The organism is Curtobacterium sp. MCLR17_044, assembly GCF_003234435.1.
GTDB lineage: Bacteria > Actinomycetota > Actinomycetes > Actinomycetales > Microbacteriaceae > Curtobacterium > Curtobacterium flaccumfaciens.
This window is the reverse complement of sequence record NZ_QKTC01000026.1, coordinates 19,843-44,108: the sequence shown is the minus strand read 5'-3', so window position 1 is coordinate 44,108 and position 24,266 is coordinate 19,843. Positions and strand designations below refer to the sequence as shown.

At 70.8% G+C, this 24,266-nt stretch carries 22 protein-coding genes; 17 read left to right on the top strand and 5 right to left on the bottom strand.

Going from position 1 to position 24,266, the window contains the following annotated elements; all coding sequences use genetic code 11:
- Nucleotides 1-181: 181 nt before the first annotated feature.
- Nucleotides 182-1,687, bottom strand: coding sequence for an alpha-N-arabinofuranosidase (locus DEJ04_RS16235; protein ID WP_110865198.1), 1,506 nt, complete (start codon nucleotides 1,685-1,687; stop codon nucleotides 182-184).
- A gap of 294 nt (nucleotides 1,688-1,981) precedes the next feature.
- On the opposite strand from DEJ04_RS16235, the gene DEJ04_RS16230 reads away from it, so the two are divergent.
- The 3 genes from DEJ04_RS16230 to DEJ04_RS16220 all read left to right on the top strand — a co-directional run bounded on the left by DEJ04_RS16230 (nucleotide 1,982) and on the right by DEJ04_RS16220 (nucleotide 5,306).
- Nucleotides 1,982-3,337 carry an extracellular solute-binding protein gene (locus DEJ04_RS16230; protein WP_111023535.1) on the top strand — a complete coding sequence of 452 codons (1,356 nt, stop codon included), beginning with the start codon at nucleotides 1,982-1,984 and terminating at the stop codon, nucleotides 3,335-3,337.
- An 84-nt stretch (nucleotides 3,338-3,421) separates the two neighbouring features.
- A complete protein-coding gene (locus tag DEJ04_RS16225) occupies nucleotides 3,422-4,393 on the top strand; it encodes a carbohydrate ABC transporter permease (protein ID WP_027466146.1) in 972 nt (323 codons plus the stop codon).
- Between the two features lies 1 nt (nucleotide 4,394).
- A complete protein-coding gene (locus DEJ04_RS16220) occupies nucleotides 4,395-5,306 on the top strand; it encodes a carbohydrate ABC transporter permease (protein ID WP_027466145.1) in 912 nt (303 codons plus the stop codon).
- A 537-nt stretch (nucleotides 5,307-5,843) separates the two neighbouring features.
- On the opposite strand, the gene DEJ04_RS16215 is transcribed toward DEJ04_RS16220, so the two are convergent.
- Nucleotides 5,844-6,674, bottom strand: coding sequence for a siderophore-interacting protein (locus DEJ04_RS16215; RefSeq protein WP_111047742.1), 831 nt, complete (start codon nucleotides 6,672-6,674; stop codon nucleotides 5,844-5,846).
- A 28-nt stretch (nucleotides 6,675-6,702) separates the two neighbouring features.
- Here DEJ04_RS16215 and DEJ04_RS16210 point away from each other — a divergent pair, with 28 nt between their 5' ends.
- The 4 genes from DEJ04_RS16210 to DEJ04_RS16195 are packed head-to-tail and all read left to right on the top strand — an operon-like array spanning nucleotide 6,703 to nucleotide 10,908.
- Nucleotides 6,703-7,806 carry an iron ABC transporter permease gene (locus DEJ04_RS16210; RefSeq protein WP_258371407.1) on the top strand — a complete coding sequence of 368 codons (1,104 nt, stop codon included), beginning with the start codon at nucleotides 6,703-6,705 and terminating at the stop codon, nucleotides 7,804-7,806.
- A complete protein-coding gene (locus DEJ04_RS16205; protein ID WP_258371406.1) occupies nucleotides 7,803-8,963 on the top strand; it encodes an iron chelate uptake ABC transporter family permease subunit in 1,161 nt (386 codons plus the stop codon). The genes DEJ04_RS16210 and DEJ04_RS16205 overlap by 4 nt, the downstream gene beginning before the upstream one ends.
- Nucleotides 8,960-9,883, top strand: a complete 924-nt coding sequence (locus DEJ04_RS16200; protein WP_111047741.1) for an ABC transporter ATP-binding protein — start codon at nucleotides 8,960-8,962, stop codon at nucleotides 9,881-9,883. Before DEJ04_RS16205 ends, DEJ04_RS16200 begins: the two co-directional genes overlap by 4 nt.
- 11 nt (nucleotides 9,884-9,894) lie before the next feature.
- On the top strand, nucleotides 9,895-10,908 hold the full coding sequence (locus DEJ04_RS16195) for an ABC transporter substrate-binding protein (RefSeq protein WP_111047740.1): 1,014 nt from the start codon (nucleotides 9,895-9,897) through the stop codon (nucleotides 10,906-10,908).
- Between the two features lie 81 nt (nucleotides 10,909-10,989).
- Here the strand turns inward: DEJ04_RS16195 and DEJ04_RS16190 are convergent, their stop codons facing one another.
- The gene (locus tag DEJ04_RS16190; protein ID WP_258371405.1) at nucleotides 10,990-13,044 is read right to left on the bottom strand and encodes a transglycosylase domain-containing protein; all 2,055 of its coding nucleotides are present in this window, start codon (nucleotides 13,042-13,044) and stop codon (nucleotides 10,990-10,992) included.
- A gap of 158 nt (nucleotides 13,045-13,202) precedes the next feature.
- Here DEJ04_RS16190 and DEJ04_RS16185 point away from each other — a divergent pair, with 158 nt between their 5' ends.
- From DEJ04_RS16185 to DEJ04_RS16170, 4 genes are all read left to right on the top strand, one after another.
- Entirely contained in the window at nucleotides 13,203-13,439 is a 237-nt protein-coding gene (locus tag DEJ04_RS16185; protein ID WP_111047739.1) for a hypothetical protein, read from the top strand.
- Nucleotides 13,440-13,515: 76 nt separating this feature from the next.
- On the top strand, nucleotides 13,516-14,085 hold the full coding sequence (locus DEJ04_RS16180; protein ID WP_220035579.1) for a GNAT family N-acetyltransferase: 570 nt from the start codon (nucleotides 13,516-13,518) through the stop codon (nucleotides 14,083-14,085).
- 55 nt (nucleotides 14,086-14,140) lie between these two features.
- Nucleotides 14,141-14,332, top strand: coding sequence for a hypothetical protein (locus tag DEJ04_RS16175; protein ID WP_111023553.1), 192 nt, complete (start codon nucleotides 14,141-14,143; stop codon nucleotides 14,330-14,332).
- 91 nt (nucleotides 14,333-14,423) lie between these two features.
- Nucleotides 14,424-15,413 carry an alpha/beta hydrolase gene (locus DEJ04_RS16170; protein ID WP_111047738.1) on the top strand — a complete coding sequence of 330 codons (990 nt, stop codon included), beginning with the start codon at nucleotides 14,424-14,426 and terminating at the stop codon, nucleotides 15,411-15,413.
- A 37-nt stretch (nucleotides 15,414-15,450) separates the two neighbouring features.
- Here the strand turns inward: DEJ04_RS16170 and bla are convergent, their stop codons facing one another.
- Nucleotides 15,451-16,359: a class A beta-lactamase gene (bla, locus tag DEJ04_RS16165; RefSeq protein WP_375334741.1), complete on the bottom strand. Its 909-nt coding sequence runs from the start codon at nucleotides 16,357-16,359 to the stop codon at nucleotides 15,451-15,453.
- Between the two features lie 102 nt (nucleotides 16,360-16,461).
- Between bla and DEJ04_RS16160 the strand changes: the two genes are divergently transcribed.
- A complete protein-coding gene (locus DEJ04_RS16160; RefSeq protein WP_111047736.1) occupies nucleotides 16,462-17,019 on the top strand; it encodes a GNAT family N-acetyltransferase in 558 nt (185 codons plus the stop codon).
- A gap of 160 nt (nucleotides 17,020-17,179) precedes the next feature.
- On the opposite strand, the gene DEJ04_RS16155 is transcribed toward DEJ04_RS16160, so the two are convergent.
- A complete protein-coding gene (locus tag DEJ04_RS16155; RefSeq protein ID WP_111047735.1) occupies nucleotides 17,180-18,661 on the bottom strand; it encodes a mannitol dehydrogenase family protein in 1,482 nt (493 codons plus the stop codon).
- Nucleotides 18,662-18,845: 184 nt separating this feature from the next.
- Here DEJ04_RS16155 and DEJ04_RS16150 point away from each other — a divergent pair, with 184 nt between their 5' ends.
- The 5 genes from DEJ04_RS16150 to DEJ04_RS16130 all read left to right on the top strand — a co-directional run bounded on the left by DEJ04_RS16150 (nucleotide 18,846) and on the right by DEJ04_RS16130 (nucleotide 24,224).
- Nucleotides 18,846-19,484: a TetR/AcrR family transcriptional regulator gene (locus DEJ04_RS16150; RefSeq protein ID WP_027466131.1), complete on the top strand. Its 639-nt coding sequence runs from the start codon at nucleotides 18,846-18,848 to the stop codon at nucleotides 19,482-19,484.
- An 86-nt stretch (nucleotides 19,485-19,570) separates the two neighbouring features.
- Complete coding sequence (locus DEJ04_RS16145) at nucleotides 19,571-22,222, top strand: MMPL family transporter (protein ID WP_111047734.1); 2,652 nt, start codon at nucleotides 19,571-19,573, stop codon at nucleotides 22,220-22,222.
- Between the two features lie 134 nt (nucleotides 22,223-22,356).
- Complete coding sequence (locus tag DEJ04_RS16140; RefSeq protein ID WP_071406464.1) at nucleotides 22,357-22,800, top strand: MarR family winged helix-turn-helix transcriptional regulator; 444 nt, start codon at nucleotides 22,357-22,359, stop codon at nucleotides 22,798-22,800.
- Between the two features lie 52 nt (nucleotides 22,801-22,852).
- Nucleotides 22,853-23,065, top strand: a complete 213-nt coding sequence (locus tag DEJ04_RS16135; protein WP_027466129.1) for a hypothetical protein — start codon at nucleotides 22,853-22,855, stop codon at nucleotides 23,063-23,065.
- Nucleotides 23,066-23,102: 37 nt separating this feature from the next.
- Complete coding sequence (locus tag DEJ04_RS16130) at nucleotides 23,103-24,224, top strand: alkene reductase (RefSeq protein WP_111047733.1); 1,122 nt, start codon at nucleotides 23,103-23,105, stop codon at nucleotides 24,222-24,224.
- The last annotated feature ends 42 nt before the right edge of the window (nucleotides 24,225-24,266 follow it).

Genomic DNA, 24,266 nt, shown 5'->3' with positions numbered 1-24,266 from the left:
CCGGGCGTGCGGCGATCTCGAGCCCGGCCTCGTAGCCGTGCTCGGTCGTCCAGCCGCCGCGGAACACCGGGGGGACCGGTCGACCGGCGGCCCCCGCAACGAGCAGAGGACGTCGGGCGCGAGCGCCCGACGTCCTCTGTGCTCACTCGACGCCCGCCGTGGCGTGCGCCGAGGCGCCTTGTCAGCCGATCGAGACGGCGGTCCAGGAGACCGGCGGGAGCTCGATCGTGACGGTGTCGCCCTCGCGGCGGACCGACTCGTTCGTGCGGAGCCCCACGCGCGAGGTGTTCTCCAGGTCGTTCACGGCGTGCAGGTCGTCGTCCCAGACGCCCTCGGCGTGGACGTCACCGGTCGCACCGATGCCGGCCAGGTCGATCGTCACCGTGGTCGGCTCGGACGGGTGGCGGTTGATCAGGAAGACCGCGGCCTTGCCGTCCTCGGACACGGTGGCGGCGGAGTCCACGACCGGGACCTCGCCGTGCTTGCCACCGTCGACCGTGTCACCCGAGGCCTTGACCTGCAGCGAGGTGCCCTGCGCCAGGCGCGAGGTGACCGAGAACGGGAAGAAGGTCGTCTGGCGCCAGGCCGGGCCACCGGGCTCGGTCATGATCGGGCCGATCACGTTGACGAGCTGGGCGAGCGAGGCCGAGGCGACGCGGTCGGCGTGGCGGAGCAGCGAGATGAGCAGGCCGCCCACGACGACGGCATCGGCGACGGTGTAGACGTCCTCGAGCAGACGCGGGGCGACGGGCCACTCGTCGAGCGTGAAGGTCTTGGCCTTCGCTTCCCACTTCTTGATCGACCAGACGTTCCACTCGTCGAACGAGATGTCGATGCGCTTGTCGGACTTCTTCTGCGCCTGGACGTGGTCGGCGGCCGTGGTGACCGTCTTGATGAAGTGGTCCATGTTGGCGCCCGAGGCGAGGAACGACGGCAGGTCGTCGTCCTCCTCGTAGTAAGCGTGCGCGGAGATGTAGTCGACGTCGTCGTAGGTGTGCTCGAGGACGGTGCGCTCCCACTCGCCGAACGTCGGCATCGACGCCCCGGAGGAACCGCAGGCGACGAGCTCGAGGTCGGGCTGGATCTGCCGCATGGCCTTGGCGGTCATGGCGGCGAGCTTGCCGTAGTCGTCGGCGTTCTTGTGGCCGAGCTGCCACGGGCCGTCCATCTCGTTGCCGAGGCACCACATCTTGATGGCGAAGGGTTCCTGGCGACCGTTCGAACGACGGTATTCGGACAGTGCGGTCCCGGCGTCGATGTTCGCGTACTCGAGGAGCTCGATGGCCTCCTGCGTGCCGCGGGTGCCGAGGTTCACGGCGAGCATGAGCTCCGAGCCGACCTGGTCGAGCCAGTGCTGGAACTCGTGCAGGCCGACCTCGTTGGTCTCGGTCGAGTGCCAGGCGAGGTCGAGGCGGCGGGGGCGCTGCTCGACGGGGCCGACGCCGTCCTCCCACTTGTACCCGGAGACGAAGTTGCCACCGGGGTAGCGGATGGCGGAGACGCCGAGTTCCTTGACGAGTTCGACGACGTCCTTGCGGAAGCCGTGCTCGTCGGCGGTCTCGTGGGTGGGCTCGTGGATGCCGTCGTAGACGTGGCGGCCGAGGTGCTCGACGAACCCGCCGAACAGGCGACGTCGCACCGGCCCCACGGTGAACGCGGCGTCGAGGACGAGGTGTGTGCGGGGCATGGATCTCCTTCGATCGTGGCAGTGCGGTTCGTGCGGGGAGCGGGTGGGGCCACGGACGGGAACCGAAGCGGGCCGTCACGAAAGTGAGCGCTCACCTGACCGAAACGCTACCGGGTTCCACGCCGTCGCGAAAGGGGTGGCGGATGCCGGGAGCGAGCGCTAATGTGAGCGCTCACGGAGCACCGAAGGTCGTTCCGTGTCCGGAGCAGCAGTGCTCCGGGTCCGGAGCAGCGATGCTCCGGCGGGAGCACCGACCCTGTTCCCGAGCCCGGCCCATCCCGATGGAGTGATGCCATGCCGATCCCACCCGCAACACCCGCGTCGCGCCTCTCGCGCCGGGGCTTCCTCGCCGCCGGTGCAGCGGCCGCGACGGTCCTGCCGCTCGCCGCCTGCTCGAGCCCCCTCGCCGCCGGCCTCGCCGGTAGCGCACTCAACCCCGAGACCCTCGTCTTCTGGAACCTGTTCGGCGGCGGCGACGGCGTCCGCATGCAGGCCATGGAGGACGGCTACGCGAAGCAGCACGGCGGCTCGAGCGCGCTGCAGGGCACCACGTTCGCGTGGGGCAACCCGTACTACTCGAAGCTGACACTGGCGACCGTCGGGAACAAGCCGCCGGACGTCGCGGTCGCGCACCTGACCCGCGCGAAGCCGCTCTGGGACGGTGACCTGCTCGACCCGATCACGTCCGACGACCTGGCGAGCGTCGGCCTGAGCGCCGCCGACTTCAACCAGAAGGCCTGGGCGGCGCAGAAGACCGACGGCAACAACATCGCGGTCCCGCTCGACACCCACCCCTTCGTCCTCTTCTACAACGTCGACGTCTGCAAGAAGGCCGGCCTGATCGACGGCGACGGCAACCTCGTCGACCTCAACGGCATGGACAACTTCGAGAAGGCCCTCGCCGCGGTCGCCAAGGTCACCGGCGGCACGGCGCTCAACGTGGCGAACGTCGTGCCGGAGACGGCCACCCCGTGGCGCTTCTTCTGGACCATGTACAACCAGCTGAAGGACGCCACCCCGTTCATCAGCGACGGCGGGTCGAAGCTCACCGTCAACGAGGACGCCTACAACGAGGTCACGAGCCGCACCCAGAAGTGGGTGAAGGAGGGCTGGCTGAACAAGGCGCTCGACTACGCCACCGCGCAGTCGCTCATGTTCGACGGCAAGGCCGGCTTCTTCATGCAGGGCGAGTGGGAGATCAGCACCGCGCAGTCGATCAAGGGCCTGAACTTCGGCATGGCGCCGATCCCCCAGCTCTACGACAAGCCCGCGACCCAGGCGGACTCGCACACGTTCGTCCTGCCGAAGAAGGACCGCACGCCGGAGCAGCGCAAGCAGCACATGCTCTTCATCAAGCAGATGCTCGAGCAGAGCCTGACGTGGGCCGAGGGCGGGCACGTGCCGGCCTACATCCCGACGTTCGACAGCGCGGCGTACAAGAAGCTCACGCCTCAGTCGAACTACGCGGCCGCAGCCGAGACCGCCGTGTTCGACGACGCCGCCTGGTACGGCGGGTCGGGTTCGACGTTCGAGGGCACGGTGGGCGCCCAGCTCGCCCTCGTGCAGCAGGGCAGCTCGTCCCCAGCGCAGGCCCTCAGCGCCATCAAGTCGCAGCTCGCGACGTACCTCAACACCCCGAGCCCCCTGTGACCCGGCACGCAACCACCCGGCCGGACCACGCCGGGCAGACGACTCCCGCGATCGCCGTGAACACCGCGCGAAAGGCACGATGACGTGACCACAGCACCTGTCCTCGACCGGCCGACCGACGCGGCCACCGCGCCGCGTCTCCGCCGGAACCGCTCCTACGGCTCCAGCGTGAACCGCGGCCAGGGCCGCAGCGGCTGGCTGTTCCTCGCCCCGTTCGGCCTGTTCTACGTGGCCTTCCTGCTCGGCCCGACGGTCTGGATGATCGTCACGAGCTTCTTCAACACCTCGACCGTCCGCACCGGGCTCGGCAGCTTCGCCGGGTTCGCGAACTACGCCGAGATGCTCGGGCGCAGCGACTTCTGGTCGTCGCTCTGGCACACGCTGCAGTTCACGCTGTACACGACCCCGCCGCTCGTCATCCTGGCGTTCGTGTTCGCCGTGCTGACGAACCGGATGAACCGCGGGCAGTGGTTCTTCCGTCTGGCGTTCTTCCTGCCGTTCATCCTGCCGTCGGCGACGATCTCGCTGATCTGGGTGTTCATCTTCACGCCGAGCACCGGTCTGTGGGCGAGCCTGCAGTCGGCGATCGGCATGACCCCCGGCTCCGGCATGCTGTCGAGCCCGAACACGGCGATGATCGGTGTCGCGATCGCCACGGTGTGGTGGACCCTCGGCTTCAACTTCGTGCTGTACCTGGCCGGTCTGCAGGAGATCCCGCGCGAACTGTACGAAGCAGCCGCCGTCGACGGTGCGTCGAACTGGCAGCAGATCAAGTCGATCACGCTCCCCCTGCTCGGCCGCACGACGACCCTGGTCGTCCTGCTGCAGATCATCGCGAGCCTGAAGATCTTCGACCAGGTCTACCTGATGACGAACGGCGGGCCGGGCATCTCGACCCAGGTCTCGCTGCAGCTCATCACCGGCGTCGGCTTCACCGACAACCGGCTCGGTGCCGCATCGGCCGCGTCGGTCCTCCTGTTCATCGTGATCGTGGCGATCGCGGTCATCCGGCAGCTCGTCGAGCGCGCTGCCGCCAAGCGAGAGATCGGGGCCTGACATGACCGCCACCGAGAGCATCACCACCGGCCGCAAGCTCCGCACCGGCGTCTCGTCCGCCGCTCCGACGAGCGCCGCGAAGATCGGCGTCAGCGGTCGCGGCTTCACGATCGCGTCGGGGATCGTCCTGACGATCTTCGCGATCATCTGGCTCATCCCGAGCGTGTTCGCCCTGAAGACGTCGCTGTCCGACAACGGCGTCGCCGCACTCGGCGCGAACGCGATCCTGTCGAACTGGAACCCGACGCTGCACTCGTACTCGTCGCTGTTCCAGGCCGGCGACATCTGGAACTGGTACCTCGCCAGCGCCATCACGAGCGTCGTCACGGCGGCACTCACCGTGCTGTTCGCGTCGATGGCGGCGTTCGCGCTGTCGCGGCTGGTGTTCCGCGGCCGCAACATCGCGTTCCTGCTCATCATCCTCGGGATCATGATCCCCACCCAGGTGCTGATCATCCCGATCTTCCAGGAGCTCAACGCGGTCGGCCTGCTCAACACCTACTGGTCGGTGATCTTCCCGCAGGTGCCCGCCGTGATCGCGGTGTTCATCTTCAAGCAGTTCTTCGACGGCATCCCGAAGGAGCTGGAAGAGGCGGCACGCATCGACGGCGCCGGCATCTGGAAGGTCTACTGGTCGGTCATCCTGCCGCTGTCGCGTCCGGTGATCGCGGCCGTGACGATCCTGACCTTCGTCGGGGTGTGGAACAACCTGCTGCTGCCGCTGTTCGTGCTGTCCAACCCGGACCTCATGACGATCCCGGTCGGGCTCGCCACGGTCCAGGGCAGCTTCGGGCAGCGCTACGCCGACATCCAGGCCGGTGCGATCCTCGCGGCGCTGCCGCTGATCATCCTCTACCTGATCTTCCAGCGGCAGATCGTGGAGGGCGTGACGGGCTCGGGCCTCAAGGGCTGACGCCACCCCACCACGGACGGGAGGCCCGGTGCCAGCTGGCACCGGGCCTCCCGTCCGTCCGTTGGTCGCGTCACGGGCGCGGCGCGGCTGGCGCTTTCGGGCCTACCTGGCAGAACCGGGCGTACCTGGTCGGCAGTTCTGTGGCGGTATGCCCGAAAGCACCAGGCATCGCGGGCGCCAGGGGAAGAACCGGGCGTACCTGGCGGGAACGGGCGTACCTGGCCGAACCGGGCGTACCTGCCGGAACCGGGCGTACCAGGGCAGAAGTTCCGTGGTGATACGCCCGAAAGCACCAGGCAGCGCGCACGCCAAGGGAAGGACCGGGCGCACCTGGCCGAACCGGGCATACCTGGCGGAACCGGGCATGCCTGGTTGGAAGTTCTGGAGCAGTACGCCCGAAAGGACCAGGCATCGCGCACGCCAAGGGAAGGACCGGGCGCACCTGGCGGAACCGGGCATACCTGGCGGAACCGGGCATACCTGGCGGGAACGGGCATACCTGGCGGGAACGGGCATACCTGCCAGGCAGCGCACGGGTCAGGCGGGGACGGAGACCTTCGTCTCGTGCTTCCAGAACCCGGAGAACGTGATGCGGGACTTCGGCAGGCCCGCACGGTGCAGGTGGCGGCGGCCCTCCGTTGCGAGTCGCGACTCCCCCACGACGAACGCGTACCCCTGGTCGTCGGACGGCACGTGCCGCTGCAGTTCGGCGAGGGCGCCGCTGCCGGGGACGGCGCCGGGCTGCCGGACGATCCAGGTCACCTGCACGCCGGTGGGGGCGTCGAGGTCGCGGATGTCGGCGGGGGTCGGGACCTCTTGGATGATGCGGCCGACGGTGTCGCGCGGCAACGAGGCAGCGATGCCGACGATGCCGGGCAGGCCGGTCTCCTCGGCGGCGACGACGACCTCGCTGGTGCCGGCGGGGACGTCGAAGATGCAGCCCTGGTCGAGCATCGCGAGCTCTTCGCCGGGGCGGGCGGCGCAGGCCCAGATCGCGGCACGGCCCTCGAGCTGACCGCGGTGGTCCAGGTGCACGACGAAGTCGATGTCGAGCTCGGCGGCGCCGTCGGCGAGCAGGCGGTACGCGGCGACTGTGTAGTTCGCGCAGTGCGGGCGGATGTCCTCGGGGATGCCGAGGAACGTCGGCCACCACTTCTTGCCGTCCAGGTCGGGCATCCGGAAGGCGTCCTGGTCGGGGCGTCGGACGAACAGGCGGAACCAGTGGTCGAAACCGAGGTAGCCGAACTCGTGCAGGTCGTCCCCGGTGACGGTGACGCGCTGCATCGAGGGGGTCACCCGCTGGGTCCGGAGGACACGGGCGCGGAAGAGCCGGGGGTTCGTCGGCAGGAGCCGCGGGGTCTTCGCCATGAGGCAAGGCTAACCTAAGATGACTTCCGTGCCAGCCCCCAATCCCGTTCTGGCTTCCGGTCCGGAGGCCCCCGAACCCGTCGCGTCCAGCGCCCGAGACGGCGACGCGTCCCGCGCCCTCGGTGTGCACCGGACCGCGATGCGGCGACGGACCGCGGTCATCATCGGCCTCGTCGTCGCCCTGGTGCTCGTCGCCGTGGCGAGCATGCTGCTCGGCAGCAACCGCATCGGTGTCGCGGACGTGTGGGCTGGGCTCACCCGCTCCGGGTCGAGCACCGACGAGGCGATCGTGTGGGGCTCTCGCATCCCGCGCACGCTCATCGGTGCTGCGGTCGGGGCAGCCCTCGGCATCGCCGGACTCCTCATGCAGGGACACACCCGCAACCCACTCGCCGACCCCGGCCTGTTCGGGGTCTCGTCGGGTGCGGGACTCGCGGTGGTGCTCGGCGTCTACGTGTTCGGGGTGACGAGCACGAGCGCGACCGTGTGGTTCGCCCTGGTCGGGGCCCTGGTCGCCAGCGTCGTCGTCTTCTCGGTCACCATCGCCGGCAGCGGCACCGCCAGTCCGGTGCCGCTCGCCCTCGCCGGGGCCGCGGTCTCGGCGCTGCTCGCCGCCCTGACCTCCTTCGTCGTGCTGACCGACCAGGCCTCGCTCGACGCGTACCGGCTCTGGGTCGTCGGGTCCCTCGCGGCACGTCAGCTCGACATCCTCAGGGCGGTGTGGCCGTTCCTGGCCGCCGGTCTCGTGCTCGCGGTGCTGAACGTCCGCGCCCTCGACGCCCTCGGGCTCGGGTCCGAGCTGGCGAAGGGGCTCGGCGAGAACGTGCTCGTCGCCCGGCTCGTCGGCCTCGGCGGGATCACGCTGCTCGCCGCCGGGGCGACCGCTGCTGCCGGCCCGATCGGCTTCGTCGGCCTGACGGTGCCGCACGTCGCCCGTGCACTCGTCGGCACCGGACACCGCTGGACACTGCCGGTGTCCGGTCTGGTCGGTGCCGCCCTCGTGCTGCTCGCCGACGTCATCGGTCGCCTGATCGGCGGGTTCTCCGAGGTCGAGGTCGGCATCGTGCTCGCCGTCATCGGTGGCCCCGTGTTCGTCGCCGTGGCCCGTCGCCGATCGCTGGTGTCGCTGTGAGCGGGGCAGCGGTGCGCAGCACCGGCAGCACGCCCGGCAGCGCGCCCGAGACCACCACGCCCGAGACCACCACGCCCGGCACGCACGCCCCCGCTGCCCGCACGCCCGGCCGCGCCGGCATCCGCATCGGCCCCGTCGGCCTCGCCTGGCGCCCCCGGGTGTTCTGGTACACGGTCGGGTCGCTCGCCACCGTCCTGGTGCTCATCGTCATCGGGACAGCGGTCGGATCGACGTGGATCGCCCCCGGGGTCGTCATCCGGTCCCTGCTCGGCATGGAGTCCGGGCCGGACGCCTTCATCATCACCACCCTGCGCCTGCCCCGCGTGCTCACCGGCGCACTCGTCGGCCTGACGCTCGGGGTCGCCGGCGCGCTCACCCAGACCTTCACCCGCAACCCCCTCGGCACCCCGGACATCATCGGTGTCACGGCGGGCGCGAGCGTCGGTGCGGTCGCGGCGATCGTCCTCGGCGGCGGGACGTACTCGGTGTCGTCCCTGGTGCTCGGTGGCGGGATCCCGGTGGCCGCGACGATCGGTGCCCTGGTCGCTGCGGTCCTGGTGTACGGCCTGGGCTGGCGCGGCGGCGTGCAGAGCTACCGGCTCGTGCTGGTCGGCATCGGCGTGAGCGCGACCCTCGACGCGGTGACGAGCTACCTGCTCGTCCGCGCGAAGATCACCGTCGCCACCGCGGCGTCCCAGTGGCTCGTCGGCAGCCTGTCGAGCACCTCGTGGGAGAGCGTCTGGCCGCTGCTCGTGGTGGCGGTCGTCGCGGTGCCGATCGCGCTCGCGACGAGTGCGGCCCTCGGCATCGGGCAGCTCGGCGACGAGGTCGCGACGGGCGTCGGACTCGGCGTCCAGCGGCACCGGCTGCTCGTCATCGCGCTCGCGGTCGTGCTGACCGCCGCCGCCGTGGCAGCCGCGGGACCGGTCGGCTTCGTCGCGTTCGTCGTCCCGCAGGTCGGGCTCCGGCTCGCCGGCACGAACCGGCCGCCGCTGCTGCTCGCCGGTGCCCTCGGCGCCGTGCTCGTGCTCGCCGCCGACCTGCTGTCCCGTTCCGCGTTCCCGTGGCAGGTGCCGGTCGGCATCATCACCACCGTGATCGGGGCGCCGTACCTGATCTGGCTCCTCGTCCGTCACCGCAAGGAGATGTCCCGATGACAGCACCACACCAGCACCAGCACGACAGCCCCGTCCTCGAAGCCACGGGCCTGTCCGTCGGCTACGACCGCCAGCCCGTGCTGCGCGACCTGGACCTGCGCATCGAACGCGGCACCGTCACGACGTTCCTCGGCGCGAACGGCTGCGGCAAGTCGACCCTGCTCAAGGCGTTCGGCCGCGTGCTCAAGCCGCAGGCCGGCGAGGTCATGCTCGACGGCACCCCGATCCGCAGGGAGCCGAACCGCCAGGTCGCCCGCAAGCTCGCGATCCTGCCGCAGTCCCCCGTCGCCCCCGCGGGCACCAGCGTGCTCGACCTGGTGATGCGCGGCCGGAACCCGCACCAGTCGTGGGCGAAGCCGTGGACCGCCGAGGACGCCGCCGTCGCCGAAGAGGCCATCGCCGCCACCGGCCTGACCGAGGTCGCCCACCGCGACGTCACGAGCCTGTCCGGCGGGCAGCGCCAGCGCGCCTGGATCGCCATGGTCGTCGCGCAGCAGGCACAGACGCTCCTGCTCGACGAGCCGACGACCTACCTCGACCTCGCGCACCAGCTCGAGGTCCTGCGGCTCGTCCGGCGGCTGAACCGCGAGCAGGGGTCGACGATCGTCATGGTGCTGCACGACCTGTCGCTCGCGGCGCGGTACTCCGACCGGCTCGTGGTGCTGCACGACGGCGGGGTCGTGGCCGACGGCACACCCCACGACGTCCTCACCCCGGCACTGCTCGAGCACGCGTTCGGTCTGCACGCCCGGGTGTTCCCCGACCCGGTGACCGGTGCACCGATGATCGTGCCCGAGGCGGACGAGCACGACCCCGTCCCGAGTGCCACGACGGGGCACACGGTCCCGAGTGCCCCGACCGAGCGCACGGTCCCGACGAAAACCGAAGACGTGCTGGCGAGTACCGCGAACTTAGGTTAGCCTCTCCTAACGTGAAGACCTCCCGACGTGGCCACCTGCGCGCCGCCCTCCTGACCTCCGTGACCGTCTCGGCACTCCTCCTGACCGGCTGCTCGAGCACCGGCAACTCGAACGACTCCGACGGCGGCACCGCCGCGTCGAAGGCATGGTCGTACGAGGACGCCACGGGCGCCACCGTGAAGGTCGACCACACGCCGAAGCGCGTCGTCGTGCTGAACGACATCGCCCTGTCGTTCATCGAGTACGGCCTGAAGCCCGTCGGCACCTTCGGGCAGCTGACGATGGCGAAGGACGCCCGGTTCACGGGTCTCGACACCGACGGCATCACGCAGCTCGGCACTGCCTACGGCGACATCGACCTCGAGCAGCTCGCCGCGCTCAAGCCCGACCTCGTCGTCACCTCGGTCTACCCGACCGACGCCAAGGGCACGCTCGACACGAAGCAGCCGGGCTACGGCTTCAAGGACAAGGCGCAGGAGAAGCAGATCGAGGCCATCGCGCCGGTCGTCCAGGTGAAGTGGGGCGGCAAGGGCGAGGACGTCATCGAGAAGATCGCCGAACTGTCCGAGTCCCTCGGCGCGAAGGAGTCGACGGTCGACGCCGCCGAGGAGCGCTTCGACACCGCGGCCGACGAGCTCGAGAAGGTCTCGAAGGAGCAGGACCTGTCGGTCGTCTCGATGTACGCCGACGGTGACGGCGCGTACGTCACCCGCCCGACCGACGAGCCGTCGCTGCAGATGTACGCGTCGTACGGGGTCGACTTCGTCAACCCGAAGCCCGAGGGCTTCTACTGGGGCATCTACTCGTGGGAGAACGCCGGCCAGATCACCGGTGACGTGCTGCTGCTGTCGCAGCAGGGCTACCAGGTCGCCGATCTGGAGAAGCAGCCGACCTTCGCCGACAACGCCGCGCTCGAGGCGGGCCAGGTCCACAGCTGGACGTTCCCGGCCCTGGACTACGCGTCGCAGGCCGACTACATGACCAAGCTCGCGGGCTGGCTCGAGGACAGCAAGAAGCTGTCGTAGGACGCAACCGAGAACCGGCCTGGAGGCGCGGTGCCAGCTGGCACCGCGCCTCCAGGCCGTTGGTGGTTGCGTTCCGGGCCGTCAGCCGGCCGGCAGCGCCGCGTTCACCGCGGTCTGCGCGTCGCGCCAGACGGCCGCGCGCGATCCCGCGTAGGTGCCGCCCTGACCGTTGGAGAACGACCGCAGGTTGTGCTTCGCGCCGTCCGTGTTGCCCTGCCAGTAGGCGGTGACGGCACGCGAGGTCCCGCCCACCAGCCACACCTGGTCGGCCGCGTCCGTGGTGCCGGTCTTGCCGAACAGGGTCGCGCCGTCGGGGGTCTGCCCGCCGCTCGCCGTGCCGCCGCGGAACGCGCCCTGCATGACGTCGAACGCGGTGGCCGCGGTCTGCGGCGACACCGCCTGCGTGCACGTGCGGGGTTGTCCGCCGAGTTCCTCGCCGTCGGGTGCAGTGACCTGGTCGATCACGACGGGTGCGCAGAACCGCCCGCCGTTCGCGATGCCGGCGTAGGCCGACGCCATCGTGAGCGGGGCGATGCTCTCGGTGCCGAGCAGGGACCCCGGGTTCCAGGGCAGCTCGCCACCGGTCGCCAGGTGCACCCCCAGCCGCTCGGCCACGTCGCGGATGTCGCACAGGTCGAGCTGTTCGGCCATCGACTGGTACGCGGCGTTCACGGACTGCGCCGTCGCCGACCGGACCGAGTACGGACCACGCTGCCCGGGTGAGTCGTTCTTCGGCTGCCAGAACGCCGAGGCGGGTCCACCGCAGGCGGTCCACTCGCTGTGCGGGTGCGGTGTGCCGTTGACGACGGTGTCCGGACTGCGGCCGGCCTCGATCCACGCCAGCAGGGTGAACATCTTGTAGGTCGAACCGGTCTGGAAGCCCGTCGAGCTGCCGTCCGCCTGGTCGGTGGCGTAGTTCAGCGAGGTCGCGGTGCGGGGCGCGTCGGACGACCGGTCGTGGTCGGTGTTCTGCGCCATCGTCAGCACACGGCCAGTCCCGGCCTCGACCGTGTTGAACGTGGCCCCCAGCGCCAGCCGCGTCTCGGTCTTCGGGTCGTACCGGTCGAGCAGCCGCTTCTGTTCCGCGTTCAGGTCGAGGTCGAGCGTGGTCTGGATCCGGTACCCGCCGGTGCGCCAGGCGTCCGCCCGCTGCTGCTTCGTCGCGCCGAGCTGCGGGAGCCGCTGGGCGATGGTCTCCGCGTGGTCGCAGAAGAACTCCGCGCCCACCTCGACCGCCTCGCACCCCTGCTGCGGGGCCGTCAGGTGGACGGAGTCGGCGACGCGGGACAGCCGAGCTGTGCGGTACTCCTCGGTCGACAGGTGCCCCTGCTCGTGCATCGACCGCAGGATCACGTTCCGCCGCGCGGCGTTGTCGCGGTGGTGGTCCGGCGTCGACAGGTCCCGTCGCTCCGGCCACTGCACGATCGCGATGAGGGACGCCGCCTCGGCCGGGGTCAGGTCGGTCGCCGACTTGCCGTAGTAGTGCTGCGCCGCCGACTGCACCCCGTAGGTCTGGTCGCCGAAGTAGGCGATGTTCAGGTACGCCGCCAGGATCTGCTGCTTCGTGTACTGCTTCGCCAGGCTGATGGCGAGCTTCATCTCGGCGAGCTTGCGCTGCGGTGTCCGCCGGGTCGCGTCCTCGTACGCGGCCTCGCGCTCCTCGGCCGTGGGCAGTTCGCTCGCCTGCTGGATCTTGATGTTCCGCACGAGCTGCATCGTCAGGGTCGAACCACCCGACCCGCCCTCGGTCCCGGACGTGGCGACGCTCACGAGCGACCGGACGACGGACGTCGCGTCGACACCGCCGGTCTCGTAGAACCGCTTGTCCTCGCCGTCCACCGCGGCGTGCTCCAGGTGGTCGCTGATCTGGTCGAGCGTGAGCTCCTGCCGGTCCTGGTCCCACACGTTCGCCAGGTGCACCGGCTCGCCGCCGCGGTACGCCCAGATCTGGTTCCGCTGCGGCAGCTGCCCGATCTCGATGTCCTCCGGCAGTGACTCGAACACCCCGATCGCCGAGGTCGTGCCGACGCCGGCGACCGCGATCACCGGCGTCACCCCGACGCTCACCAGCAACCCGGCGAGCACACTGCCACCCACGAAGCCGAGCGCGGCTCCCCCTGCACGTCGCATCGTCATGTCGTCAGTTCCCCCTCGACCGCACCGTCATCGGCGCGGTCCGGAGAGGCTCGCAGTCCTGCTCGGGCGGTCGCCGTGACTTCCCCGCGGAACACCGTCGTGTCCGCTGGGAAAGTGCCGGTGCGATCCGCTCCCCACCGCCGCGCTACGATCCGGGCATGACCCCGCTCGCGCCACGTGTGCTGCACATCCTCTGCACGGCGTTCCTCGTCGTGGCGTTCCTGGCATCGTTCGTCGGTGGGTACGCGAACGCGAACGACTCCGGCGAGGGCGGCGCGAACATCGGTGCCGGGGCGCTGATGTTCTTCGGTGCACTCGCCGGCGTGGTCGGCATCGGGCTCGGCGTCGCGGCGCTCGTCTCCGGCCTCGTCGCCGCCCGGCGCAGCGCGGACTGACCACCGGTCGCGCGCCGTTCGGAGCACCACGGTCGCGGTGGTGGCGGGATCGCCAGGACCGGAGGATCATCGGCCCATGGAGTACTCGACGGCGATGCTCACCGAGGAGACGTGGCCCGACTTCGCCGCGCTCGTGACCCGCAGCAACGGTGTGTGGGGCGGGTGCTGGTGCATCGGTTTCCACCCGGACGGCCCACGCGGGACGCCCGACCCGACGGTGTCCCACCAGGAGGCGAAGCACCGCCACGTGCGGAACGGCACGAACCACCAGGTGCTCGTCTACGCCGACGGCGCGGCGGTCGGCTGGTGCCAGTTCGGGCGGCCGGTCGAGCTGCCGACGATCCTGAACCCCGGCGCGTACGCCCGCGACGCCTCGACGCCGCCGGACTGGCGGATCGGCTGCGTGTTCGTGGAGTCCCGACACCGGGGTCAGGGGGTCGCACGTGCCGCGGTCACGACCGCACTCGACCAGATCCGGCGTGCCGGCGGCGGGACGGTCGAGGCCTACCCGGAGCAGACGGTCGAGCGGAAGCCGCAGCGCGGGGCCTACCTGCACACCGGGCCGGAAGAACTGTTCACGCAGTTCGGGTTCGTGCGCGACCGCCGCATCGCCAAGTGGCGGTGGGTGATGCGCACCACGGTGTGACCGGCGTACCCGCTCGACGTCGCGCTGCCAGCCCGGCGCGCGTACCGTGAGAACCGTGACACGCACCGCTCCGGTACGACCGCACCGCCTCGCCCTCATCGGCGCCGCCGTGGCCCTGGTGATCGGGGTCGGACTGCTCTTCACCCCCTGGGACGGGCCGGTCATCGTGCTCGCCTGGGCGCTCATCGTCGCCGCGGTCGTCCTCGGCGCCATCACGCTGTTCCTGGTGCGGGCTCCCCGCAGCTAGGCCGCGAGCCACGGCCAGCGCGACGATCTGGCGTGCCGCGCGACATCCCCGCACCAGCACCGCCCGCAGCAGCGCCGGATACGCTCGGCGCATGACGGACCAGGGGTGGCACGAGGACGTGCTCGGAGCACCGTACGAGCGGCTCGAACTGCCGCTCGGCACCGACTCCGAGGGACCCGTCGTCGCCACCCTGGTCCGCCGCCGGCACACCCCGACGGACCTGCTGCTGCACGGTCGCGGGCCCCTGCACGGGGTCGACGTGCTCTACGTGCACGGCTGGTCGGACTACTTCTTCCAGGTGGAGCTCGCCGAGCGCCTCGAGCGGCTCGGTGCCCGGTTCCACGCGCTGGACCTGCGGAAGTACGGTCGGAGCCTGCGCCCGTACCAGACCCCGGGCATGGTCGACGACCTGGCGGTGTACGACGAGGACATCGCCGCGGCGCTCGACGCGATCTCGGCCGAGCACCCCGGCTCGGACCGCCGCCGACTCGTCCCGATGGGCCACTCCACCGGCGGCCTGACCCTGTCGCTCTGGGCAGCCCGGCACCCGGAGCTCGTGCACGGCCTCGTGCTGAACAGCCCGTGGCTCGAGTTCCAGGCCACCGCGGTCGGCCGGGCCATCGTCGCACCGGTCATCAAGCTCGGTGCCCGTCGGAACCCCCTCGCGCCGATGCCCGCCGTCGACCCCGGCTTCTACACCCGCACCGTCTCGGCCGAGGGCGAGGGGTCGTGGACCTACGAGCAGCAGTGGCGGCCGGAGCGCGGCTTCCCCCTGCACCCCGGGTGGCTGGCCGCGGTGTTCGACGGCCAGGCACAGGTCGAGAAGGGCCTCGGGATCGGGGTCCCGACCCTGGTGATGCTGAGCGACAAGAGCATGCTCCAGCCGCGGTGGGACCCTGGGATGGCGCGGGCCGACGTCGCCCTGAACGTCGACACGGTGGCGCACCGCTCGCTCTCCCTCGGCGAGGAGGTCACGGTCCGCCGACTCGCCGGCGCCCTGCACGACGTGGTGCTGTCCGCGCCGGAGGTGCGGGAACGCGCGTACGACACCATCGGGCGCTGGGCGACCACACTCCGGTAGTCCCGCGACGCCCGCGACGCCCCACGACGCGGGCGACTCAGTCGGACAGCCCGGCCACCGCGGTGCGGGTCGCCGCGGCGACGAGCGCGTCCGACGACTCCGCACCGGGATCGGACCGGCTCGTCATCACCACGAGCACGACGGGGTCGCGCCCCGGCGGCGTCACGATCGCGATGTCGTTCCGCACCCCGTAGGACGCCGTGCCGGTCTTGTCGGCGACCCGCCACGACGGGTCCACCCCGGCGCGGATCGTCGCGTCCCCGGTCGTGTTGCCGAGCATCGCCTCACGGAGCACCCGCCGGTCGGCGGCGTCGAGCGCGTCCCCGAGCAGCACGGTCCGGAGGTCCGCCGCGAACCGCTCCGGCGTCGTCGTGTCCCGCCGGTCACCCGGGATCGCCTGGTTCAGGTCGGGTTCGACCCGGTCGACCCTCGTCGTCCGGTCCCCGATGCCGCGCAGCCACCGCTCGACGGCGCGCGGCCCGCCCAGCCGTTCCACCAGCAGGTTCGCCGCGGTGTTGTCGCTGGAGCGGAGCGCCGCGTCGATGAGCTCGCGCACCGTCATCCCGGTGTCGACGTGCTCGCTCGTCACGGGCGCGTACTCGAGCAGGTCGCCGCGGTCGTAGTGCACGACGGTCGCCAGGTCGGCGTCGGACGAGGCGTCGAGGACCGCCGCCGCGATGAACACCTTGACCGTCGACGCGAACGCGAACCGCTCCCCCGCACGGTGCGCGATCGTCCGACCGCTCCCGGTGTCGATCGCGGCGACCCCGAGCCGTGCGTCGTACCGCCGCTCCAGCGCCGCGAAGGCCCGCGCGGTGGCAGGGTCGGTCGACGGCGCCACGGACTCGGAAGCCGACCCAGAACCAGAAGCCGTTGCAGAAGCCGACGCCGACGCCGACGACGTCGGCCCGGTCGACGCCCCGCCCGGGCCGCCGGAGCACCCCACCAACCCGACCAGCACCAGGGCCGTCAGGGCCGCGGCCGTCGTCCTCGTCCCACCTCGCACGCCCCGAGCCTGCCCGACGACCGTGCAACTACCCTGAGCGGCATGCCAGCTCCCGCCGTCCGCCTCACCCGCCTGGACCCCACCGGCACCGACCGCCAGGAGTTGCTCGCGTTCCTGACGTCCGAGGAGTTCCCGTTCCACGTCCGACGCCGCATCAGCGCGGCCGACGCCGCGAGCGCCGTCGACTCCGGCGCCTACCGCGACGACGAGCACGACACCTCCTGGCTCGACCACGACGAGCACGGGCGGATCGGACTGGTCCGTCTCGAGGACCTGGCGGACCCCGTCCCCCTGTTCGACCTGCGCCTGGCCGGTCGCTTCCGGGGTCGGGGCCTCGGCGTCCCCGCCCTGCGTGCGGTGACCGACCACGTGTTCACGACGATGCCGGCGATCACGCGCTTCGAGGGCCAGACCCGCGAGGACAACACCGCCATGCGCCGGGTCTTCGTCCGTGCCGGTTGGGTGCAGGAGGCCCACTACCGCGAGGCGTGGCCCGTCGACGGCGGCCCGGCCGTCGGGTCGGTCGGCTACGGCGTGCCGCGCCGCGACTGGGAGACGGGCGAGACCACCCCGGTGCCGTGGGACGACGTCGCGCGGTGAGCGGCTGACGGTTCTGGTTCACGATCCTCGGGGTTCGCGAACCGGAACCGTCATCGCGCAGACACGAACCGCCGTCCCGCGCCCGTCACGTGGGCAGCAGGCGGACGGGAGGCCCGTGGCGGCGCCGCCACGGGCCTCCCGTCCGGAGGCCGGTCGCGTCTCAGGACCGTGACAGGCGCTCCACGGTGGCGTGCGCGCCGTCCGCGATGAGCCCGTCCAGAGCGTCGCGGTACGCGGCGACGAACCGTTCGTCGTCGACCAGGTCGCCGAAGACCTGGCGGTTCGCGATGAAGGCGAGGCGGTCGTCGCGCTGGGTCAGGGCGATGCGGTGCAGGGGCTCGGCGAGCCGGTCGACGATCTCGATGGGCTCACCGGACTCGTCGGTGCCCTCGTCGTAGCGGGCCCAGGACGCGACGATGCCGGCGGACAGCGTGACGGGTCGGCCGGCCGCCAGGTTCTCGCGCACGACGGGGAGCAGCCACTTCGGGATCCGGTCGCTCGACTCGGCGCAGAGCCGGGCGAGGGTGTCGCGCACCTCGGGGTTCTGGAAGCGCTCGATCAGGGTCGACTTGTAGTCCTCCAGGTCGATGCCGGGCACCGGGTGCAGTGTCGGCGTGCCCTCGTCGTCCATGTAGCGGCGCAGGAAGGTCGCGATCGCCGGGTCCTGCGTGGCCTCGTGCGCGTAGCGGTACCCCGACAGGTACCCGAAGTAGCAGAGCCCCTGGTGGCTGGCGTTGAGGAGCCGGAGCTTCATGAGTTCGTACGGCTCGACGTCGTCGACGAGCTGGACGTCGGCGTCCTCGTAGGGCGGACGGCCGGCGGGGTGGTCGTCCTCGAGCACCCACTGGAAGAACGGTTCGGCGACGACGGGCCAGGCGTCGTCGATGCCGAGCTCGTCGCGGACCCAGGCGCGGTCCTCGTCGGCGGTGACCGGGGTGATGCGGTCGACCATCGAGTTCGGGAACGCCACGTGCTCGTCCATCCAGTCCGCGAAGGCCGGGTCCTGCAGCCGGGCGTAGGCGGTGAACATCGACCGTGCGACGTGCCCGTTGCCCTGGATGTTGTCGCAGGACATCACGGTGAACGGGTCGAGGCCGCGGTCCCGTCGGCGGCGCAGTGCCGCGACCACCAGGCCGAACACCGTGCGGGGCGGGCCGTCGCCGCGCAGGTCGGCCGCGACGCCGGGCTCGTCGGCGACGAACTCGCCGGTGACGTGGTCGAAGTTGTAGCCGCCCTCGGTGATGGTCAGGCTGACGATCCTGGTGTCCGGGTGCGCCATCTTCTCGACGACCGCGTCCGGGTCGTCGACGGCGAGCAGGTACTCGACGATGCTGCCGACGACGCGTGACTCACGGGTGCCGTCCGGGTGCTTGAGGACGAGCGTGTACAGGCCGCCCTGCTCGGCCATCGCGGTCGCCATCCGACGGTCCTGCTCGAGCACGCCGACGCCGCAGATGCCGTACTCGCGGGCCTCGCCTCGCTGCAGGAGCCGGTCGATCACCATCGCCTGGTGCGCGCGGTGGAACCCGCCGACGCCGAAGTGGACGATGCCGGCGGTGATGCCGTCGCGGTCGTAGGTGGGCACGGCGACACCGCTCGCGGCGATCTCGTCGAGGGTCTCCGGGGACAGGCGGACGGGCATCGGTACTCCTTCGTACGGTGGCGGATCCGCGGGCGGTGACGCAGCGGTTCGTCCCGCCAGTCTGGCACCCGGCACCTCCGACTGAACAGTGGTGCAGCACAGACGTTCTGCGCCGGGGGACGAACCTGGGGATGCACTCAACCTAGTTGCACCGAGTGCATCGATGCACCTAGTGTTCCATCTCGTGACCATCGCGACCGACCGCCGTGCTGCCCTGAAGGCGAAGCACCGTGCGGCGATCCTGCAGGCCGCTCGCGACCTGATCGACGAGCGCGGCGGCCGGGACTTCAGCGTGGACGACCTCGCCGCCCGGGCCGACATCGCCCGGCGCACCGTGTTCAACCACTTCGCCTCGCTCGACGAGGTCCTGCTGGCCGTGTGCGAGCAGGAGCTGTCCGTCATCATCGACCGGTTCCTCGCCGACATGGCCCGGACACCGGTGGGCGACGGCAGCCGGGCGTCGATGTTCGACGAGCTCGAGTCTGCCGCCCGCGGTGCCGACCTGGCTCCGGCGATCGCCAGCATGTACCGGATCCTCGGCGACCCCGGCAAGGACGACCCGAAGGCCGCGGTGCTGACGCAGACAGCGTTCTCACGGGTGACCGAACGGCTCCGCCACGAGGTCGCCCGGCGCTACCCGGCCGCCGACCCCCTGGACGCTGCACTGCTCGTCGAGTCGCTCATGAGCGGCATCGTCGTCATCGCGGAGCACTGGCTGGCGACGTCCGGCCCCGAGCTCGACCAGCCGGCGCTCGACGCCTGGGACGACCTGCTCGCACGACTCGTGCACAGCGTCCGCAGCGGCTACATGGCCGACGACTGACACCGCCACACCTCCTCATCCCCCAGGGGTCCACCGGCGCACCCCGCACCACCAGCACCTGACACGAAAGGACCGCAGGCAACCGCATGGCCGGTCTCCTCTACCGTCTCGGACGGTTCTCCGCACGACGCCACTGGCTCGTGATCATCACCTGGGTCGTGATCATGGCCGTCGCGGGCGTCACGTACACGCTCTTCGCCGGCACGATCTCGTCGTCGATCACGATCCCGAACACCAAGACCAGTCAGGTGCAGGACCAGCTCGCCGACAAGTTCCCGTCGGCGAACGGTGGCAACGGCACGATCGTCTTCGAGACGAAGGACGGCAAGGCGTTCTCGTCGTCGCAGCAGTCCGAGATCGACGACTTCCTGACCAGCCTCGAGAAGCTCGACGGCGTCAAGGGCACGACGAGCGGTTTCGCCACCCAGGACCAGCTCGACGACCAGCGGCAGAAGATCGTCGACGGCCGTGACCAGATCGAGTCCGGTCGCGCGAAGATCGAGACCGGCCAGGACCAGCTCGACGCCCAGAAGGCGCAGCTCGAGTCCGGCAAGCAGAAGATCGAGGACGCCCAGGCGCAGCTCGACGCGCAGAAGGCCCAGGCGCAGGCAGCCGGTGGCGCAGCCGTCCCCGCCGCACAGGCGCAGGCAGCGGCCGCCCAGCTCCAACAGGCGCAGGCGCAGATCGACGCCCAGCAGGCCCAGATCGACGCCGGTGAGCAGCAGATCGCCGACGCCCAGAAGACGATCGACACGAACAAGCAGAAGCTCGACGACAACGAGCAGGAGCTCGAACAGGGCTCGGACCTGCTCGACCTGTCGAAGGACATCCGCTTCGTGTCGGACAACGGCAGCGCCGCGATCGGCACCGTGCAGTTCACGACGTCGACCTACGAGGTCCCCGCGGACACGAAGACCGCCATCGCGGACGACGCCGAGTCGGCGGACATCCAGGGCGTCAACGTGTACGTCTCGAACGACATCGCACAGGGTGTGCCGTCGATCCTCGGCCCGGGTGAGATCGGCGGTGTCATCATCGCCGCGATCGTGCTGCTCCTGATGCTCCGCACGGTCATCGGCGCCGCGGTCCCGCTCGTCAGCGCCGTGCTCGGCGTCGGCGTCGCCTCGCTCACCGCCCTGTCGTTCTCGAGCGTCGTCGAGTTCATCTCGGTCACGCCGGTCCTGGGGGTGATGCTGGGCCTGGCGGTCGGCATCGACTACTCGCTGTTCATCCTGAACCGACACCGGACCCAGCTGAAGCAGGGGATGCAGGTGCACGAGTCGATCGGGCTCGCCAACGGCACCTCGGGCAACGCCGTGGTGTTCGCCGGTGCGACGGTCATCGTCGCGCTGCTCGCGCTGAACATCACCGGCATCCCGTTCCTCGGCCTGATGGGCACGGTCGGCGCGGTCGCGGTGCTCTTCGCGATCCTCATCGCGACGTCCTTCACCCCGGCCCTGCTGTCGCTCATCGGCATGCGGATCCTGCGGAAGAAGGAGCGCGCGAAGATCGGCAACACCGACTCCACGCGGATCCCGAACAAGCCGATGTCGAGCTGGCGCGCGGTCATCACGCTCGTCCTCGGCGTCGCGGTGCTCGGCACCATCGCCCTGCCCGCGACCCAGATGCGCCTCGGCCTGCCGAGCGGTTCGTCCGAGGCCGTCGAGTCGAGCCAGTACAAGGCCTACAAGACGCTCGAGAAGGAGTTCGGCGCCGGGCAGAACGGCCCGCTGCTCGTCGTGGCGACCCTGCCGGAGTCGATCAGCAAGAGCGACGTCACCGCGACCGAGGTCACCATCGGCCAGGCGATCGCGAAGAACGACGACGTGAAGGCCGTGCTGCCCATCGGCGCCTCGAAGGACCGCGACATCGTCGCGTTCCAGGTGAAGCCCGCCGGCGGCCCGGACAGCGTCTCCACCGAGAACGTCGTGAAGGACCTGCGCGAGCAGACCGTCTCCACCGACGACGGCAAGGTCACCCTCGGCGTCGCCGGCAACGCGTCGGCGAACATCGACGTGTCCGAGAAGCTGTCGAACGTGCTGCCGCTCTACCTCGTGGTGGTCGTCGGGCTGTCGCTGATCATCCTGATCATCGTGTTCCGGTCGTTCCTCGTGCCGATCACCGCCACCGCCGGGTTCATCCTGTCCGTGCTGGCGTCGTTCGGTGGGCTGACCGCGATCTACCAGTTCGGCTGGCTCGGCTCGGTCTTCGGTGTGCACGACCCGGCACCGATCCTGAGCTTCCTGCCCATCATCGAGATCGGCATCCTGTTCGGTCTGGCGATGGACTACCAGCTGTTCCTGGTGTCCGGCATGCGTGAGGCCTACGCCCACGGCGCGAGTGCGAAGGTGGCCGTCCAGCGCGGTCTGCACGCGGGTCGCGCGGTGGTCACGGCGGCGGCGATCATCATGATCTCCGTGTTCGCGGGCTTCATCTTCTCGGACTCGTCCACCATCAAGCCGATCGGCTTCGGGCTGGCGTTCGGTGTGCTGATCGACGCCTTCGTCGTCCGCATGCTGCTCATCCCGTCGGCGATGCACCTGCTCGGCAAGAGCGCCTGGTGGTTCCCGAAGTGGCTCGACCGCATCGTGCCGGACGTCGACGTGGAGGGCGCGAAGCTCGAGCGCACCCACCCGGTCGCCGGCCACGAGGACACGCACACCGGCACCCACGCGCTCCCCGTGGAGCCGGACGCGAACGCGCACGACTCGGGCCACCCGCCCGCGCACCGCGCGTAGTCGACGCACCAGCGCCACCACCCTGGAGGCCCGGTGCCGGTCCACGAGACCGGCACCGGGCCTCCAGGCCGTTGCGCCCACCGCCCCGGGTCGCGACCACACCACTTCGTGCACGAACGAAGTACCCTGAACGCATGACCCAGACCGCACCGGACCCGCTCGCGCTCGACCGGCAGCTCTGCTTCGCACTCGCGGCGACGAGCCGCAGTGTCATCGGGCTGTACCGCGACCTGCTCGAGCCGATGGGCCTGACCCACCCGCAGTACCTCGTGATGCTCGCCCTGTGGGAGCGGGACCCGCGGTCGGTGCGCGAGATCGCGGGCGAGCTGCGACTCGACTCCGCCACGCTGAGCCCACTGCTCAAGCGGCTGGAGGCCTCCGGCTACGTCCGCCGCACCCGCAGCGCCGCCGACGAACGCCAACTCGAGGTGTCCCTGACGACCGCCGGGCACGCCCTGCGCGACCGAGCCGAGGCGGTCCCGCTCGCCGTCGCCGACCGGCTCGGGTGGCCACTCGCCCGACTCGAGTCCCTGAAGGACGAGCTGACCGAGCTGCTGGAGCGCGTCGACCAGGTGTGATCCGCGGGCCATCAGTGCCATAATGATTCGTGCACGAACGAAAGGATGCACCGTGGGACGCTTCGGCCAGTGGTACGAACGGTGGAACACGACGCTCATCAACAAGATGGGCCCCTCGCAGATCGGCGCCGGTCGCCCCGAGGGCATCGACGACCGGACGATCGACCGGGGCTGCCCCCTCTGCGGCAAGCCCCTCTCGCAGCACCAGGTGATCCGACCCGAGGGCCAGGTGCGCTCGTCGACGCTGGTGTGCCCGCGCGACTGACCGCGCTGCCTGAAGAAGTGCTCCGAGGTGGAATTGCATGGGACAACTCGTCGTTCGCCCTGACGTGAAGCTCTTCGAACCCGCCTCCATCGGCGCCCTGTCCCTGTCGAACCGCGTCGTCATGGCCCCGCTCACGCGCACCCGCGCCGGCGAGCACGGCGTCCCGAACGACCTGCTCGTCGAGCACTACCGGCAGCGCGCCGGACTCGGCATGATCATCACCGAGGGCACCTGGCCCGTGCAGGAGGGCCGCTCGTACCCCGGGCAGCCCGGCATCGAGACCGACGACCAGATCGCCGGCTGGCGCCGCGTGACCGACGCCGTGCACGCCGCCGGCGGCACGATCGTCATGCAGCTCATGCACGGTGGCCGCGTCTCGCACACCGACATCTCGCAGACCCCGCGCATCGTCGCCCCGTCCGCCATCGCCGCCCCCGGGCAGACGCACCTGGCCGACGGCTCGAAGGCCGACATGCCCGTCCCGCACGAGCTGACCACCGCCGAGGTGCAGGAGGCCGTGCAGGGCTTCGTGCAGGCCGCCCGCAACGCGATCGCCGCCGGGCTCGACGGTGTCGAGGTCCACGGCGCCAACGGCTACCTGGTGCACGAGTTCATGTCGCCGGTGTCGAACACCCGCACCGACCAGTACGGCGGCTCCCCCGAGAACCGCGCGCGCTTCGCGATCGAGGTCACCACGGCCATCGCCGAGGCCATCGGCGCCGACCGCACCGGCATCCGTCTGTCGCCCGAGCACGGGATCCAGGGCGTCATCGAGGACGACGCCGACGACGTCCGCGCCACCTACACCGCCGTCGCCGAGGGCCTCGCGCCGCTGGGCCTCGCCTTCGTCGACGTCCTGCACGCCGAGCCGACCGGTGACCTGGTGCAGCACGTCCGCCGTACCGCGGGCGCGCCGTTCATCGTGAACTCGGGCTTCTCGTCGCTCACCACCCGTGACGAGGCCATCGCGATCGTCGACGGCGACCACGCCGACGCCGTCGCCGTGGGCCGCGCCGCGATCGCCAACCCGGACCTCGCGCACCGCTGGGAGCACGACGCCGAGCTCAACGAGCCGCGTCCGGAGCTCTTCTACGGCGCGACCGCCGAGGGCTACACCGACTACCCGTCGCTGGCCGAGGCGCGCGCGACCGTCGCGTAGTCGACGCACCGACAGGTCAAACGGGAGGCCCGTGGCGACACC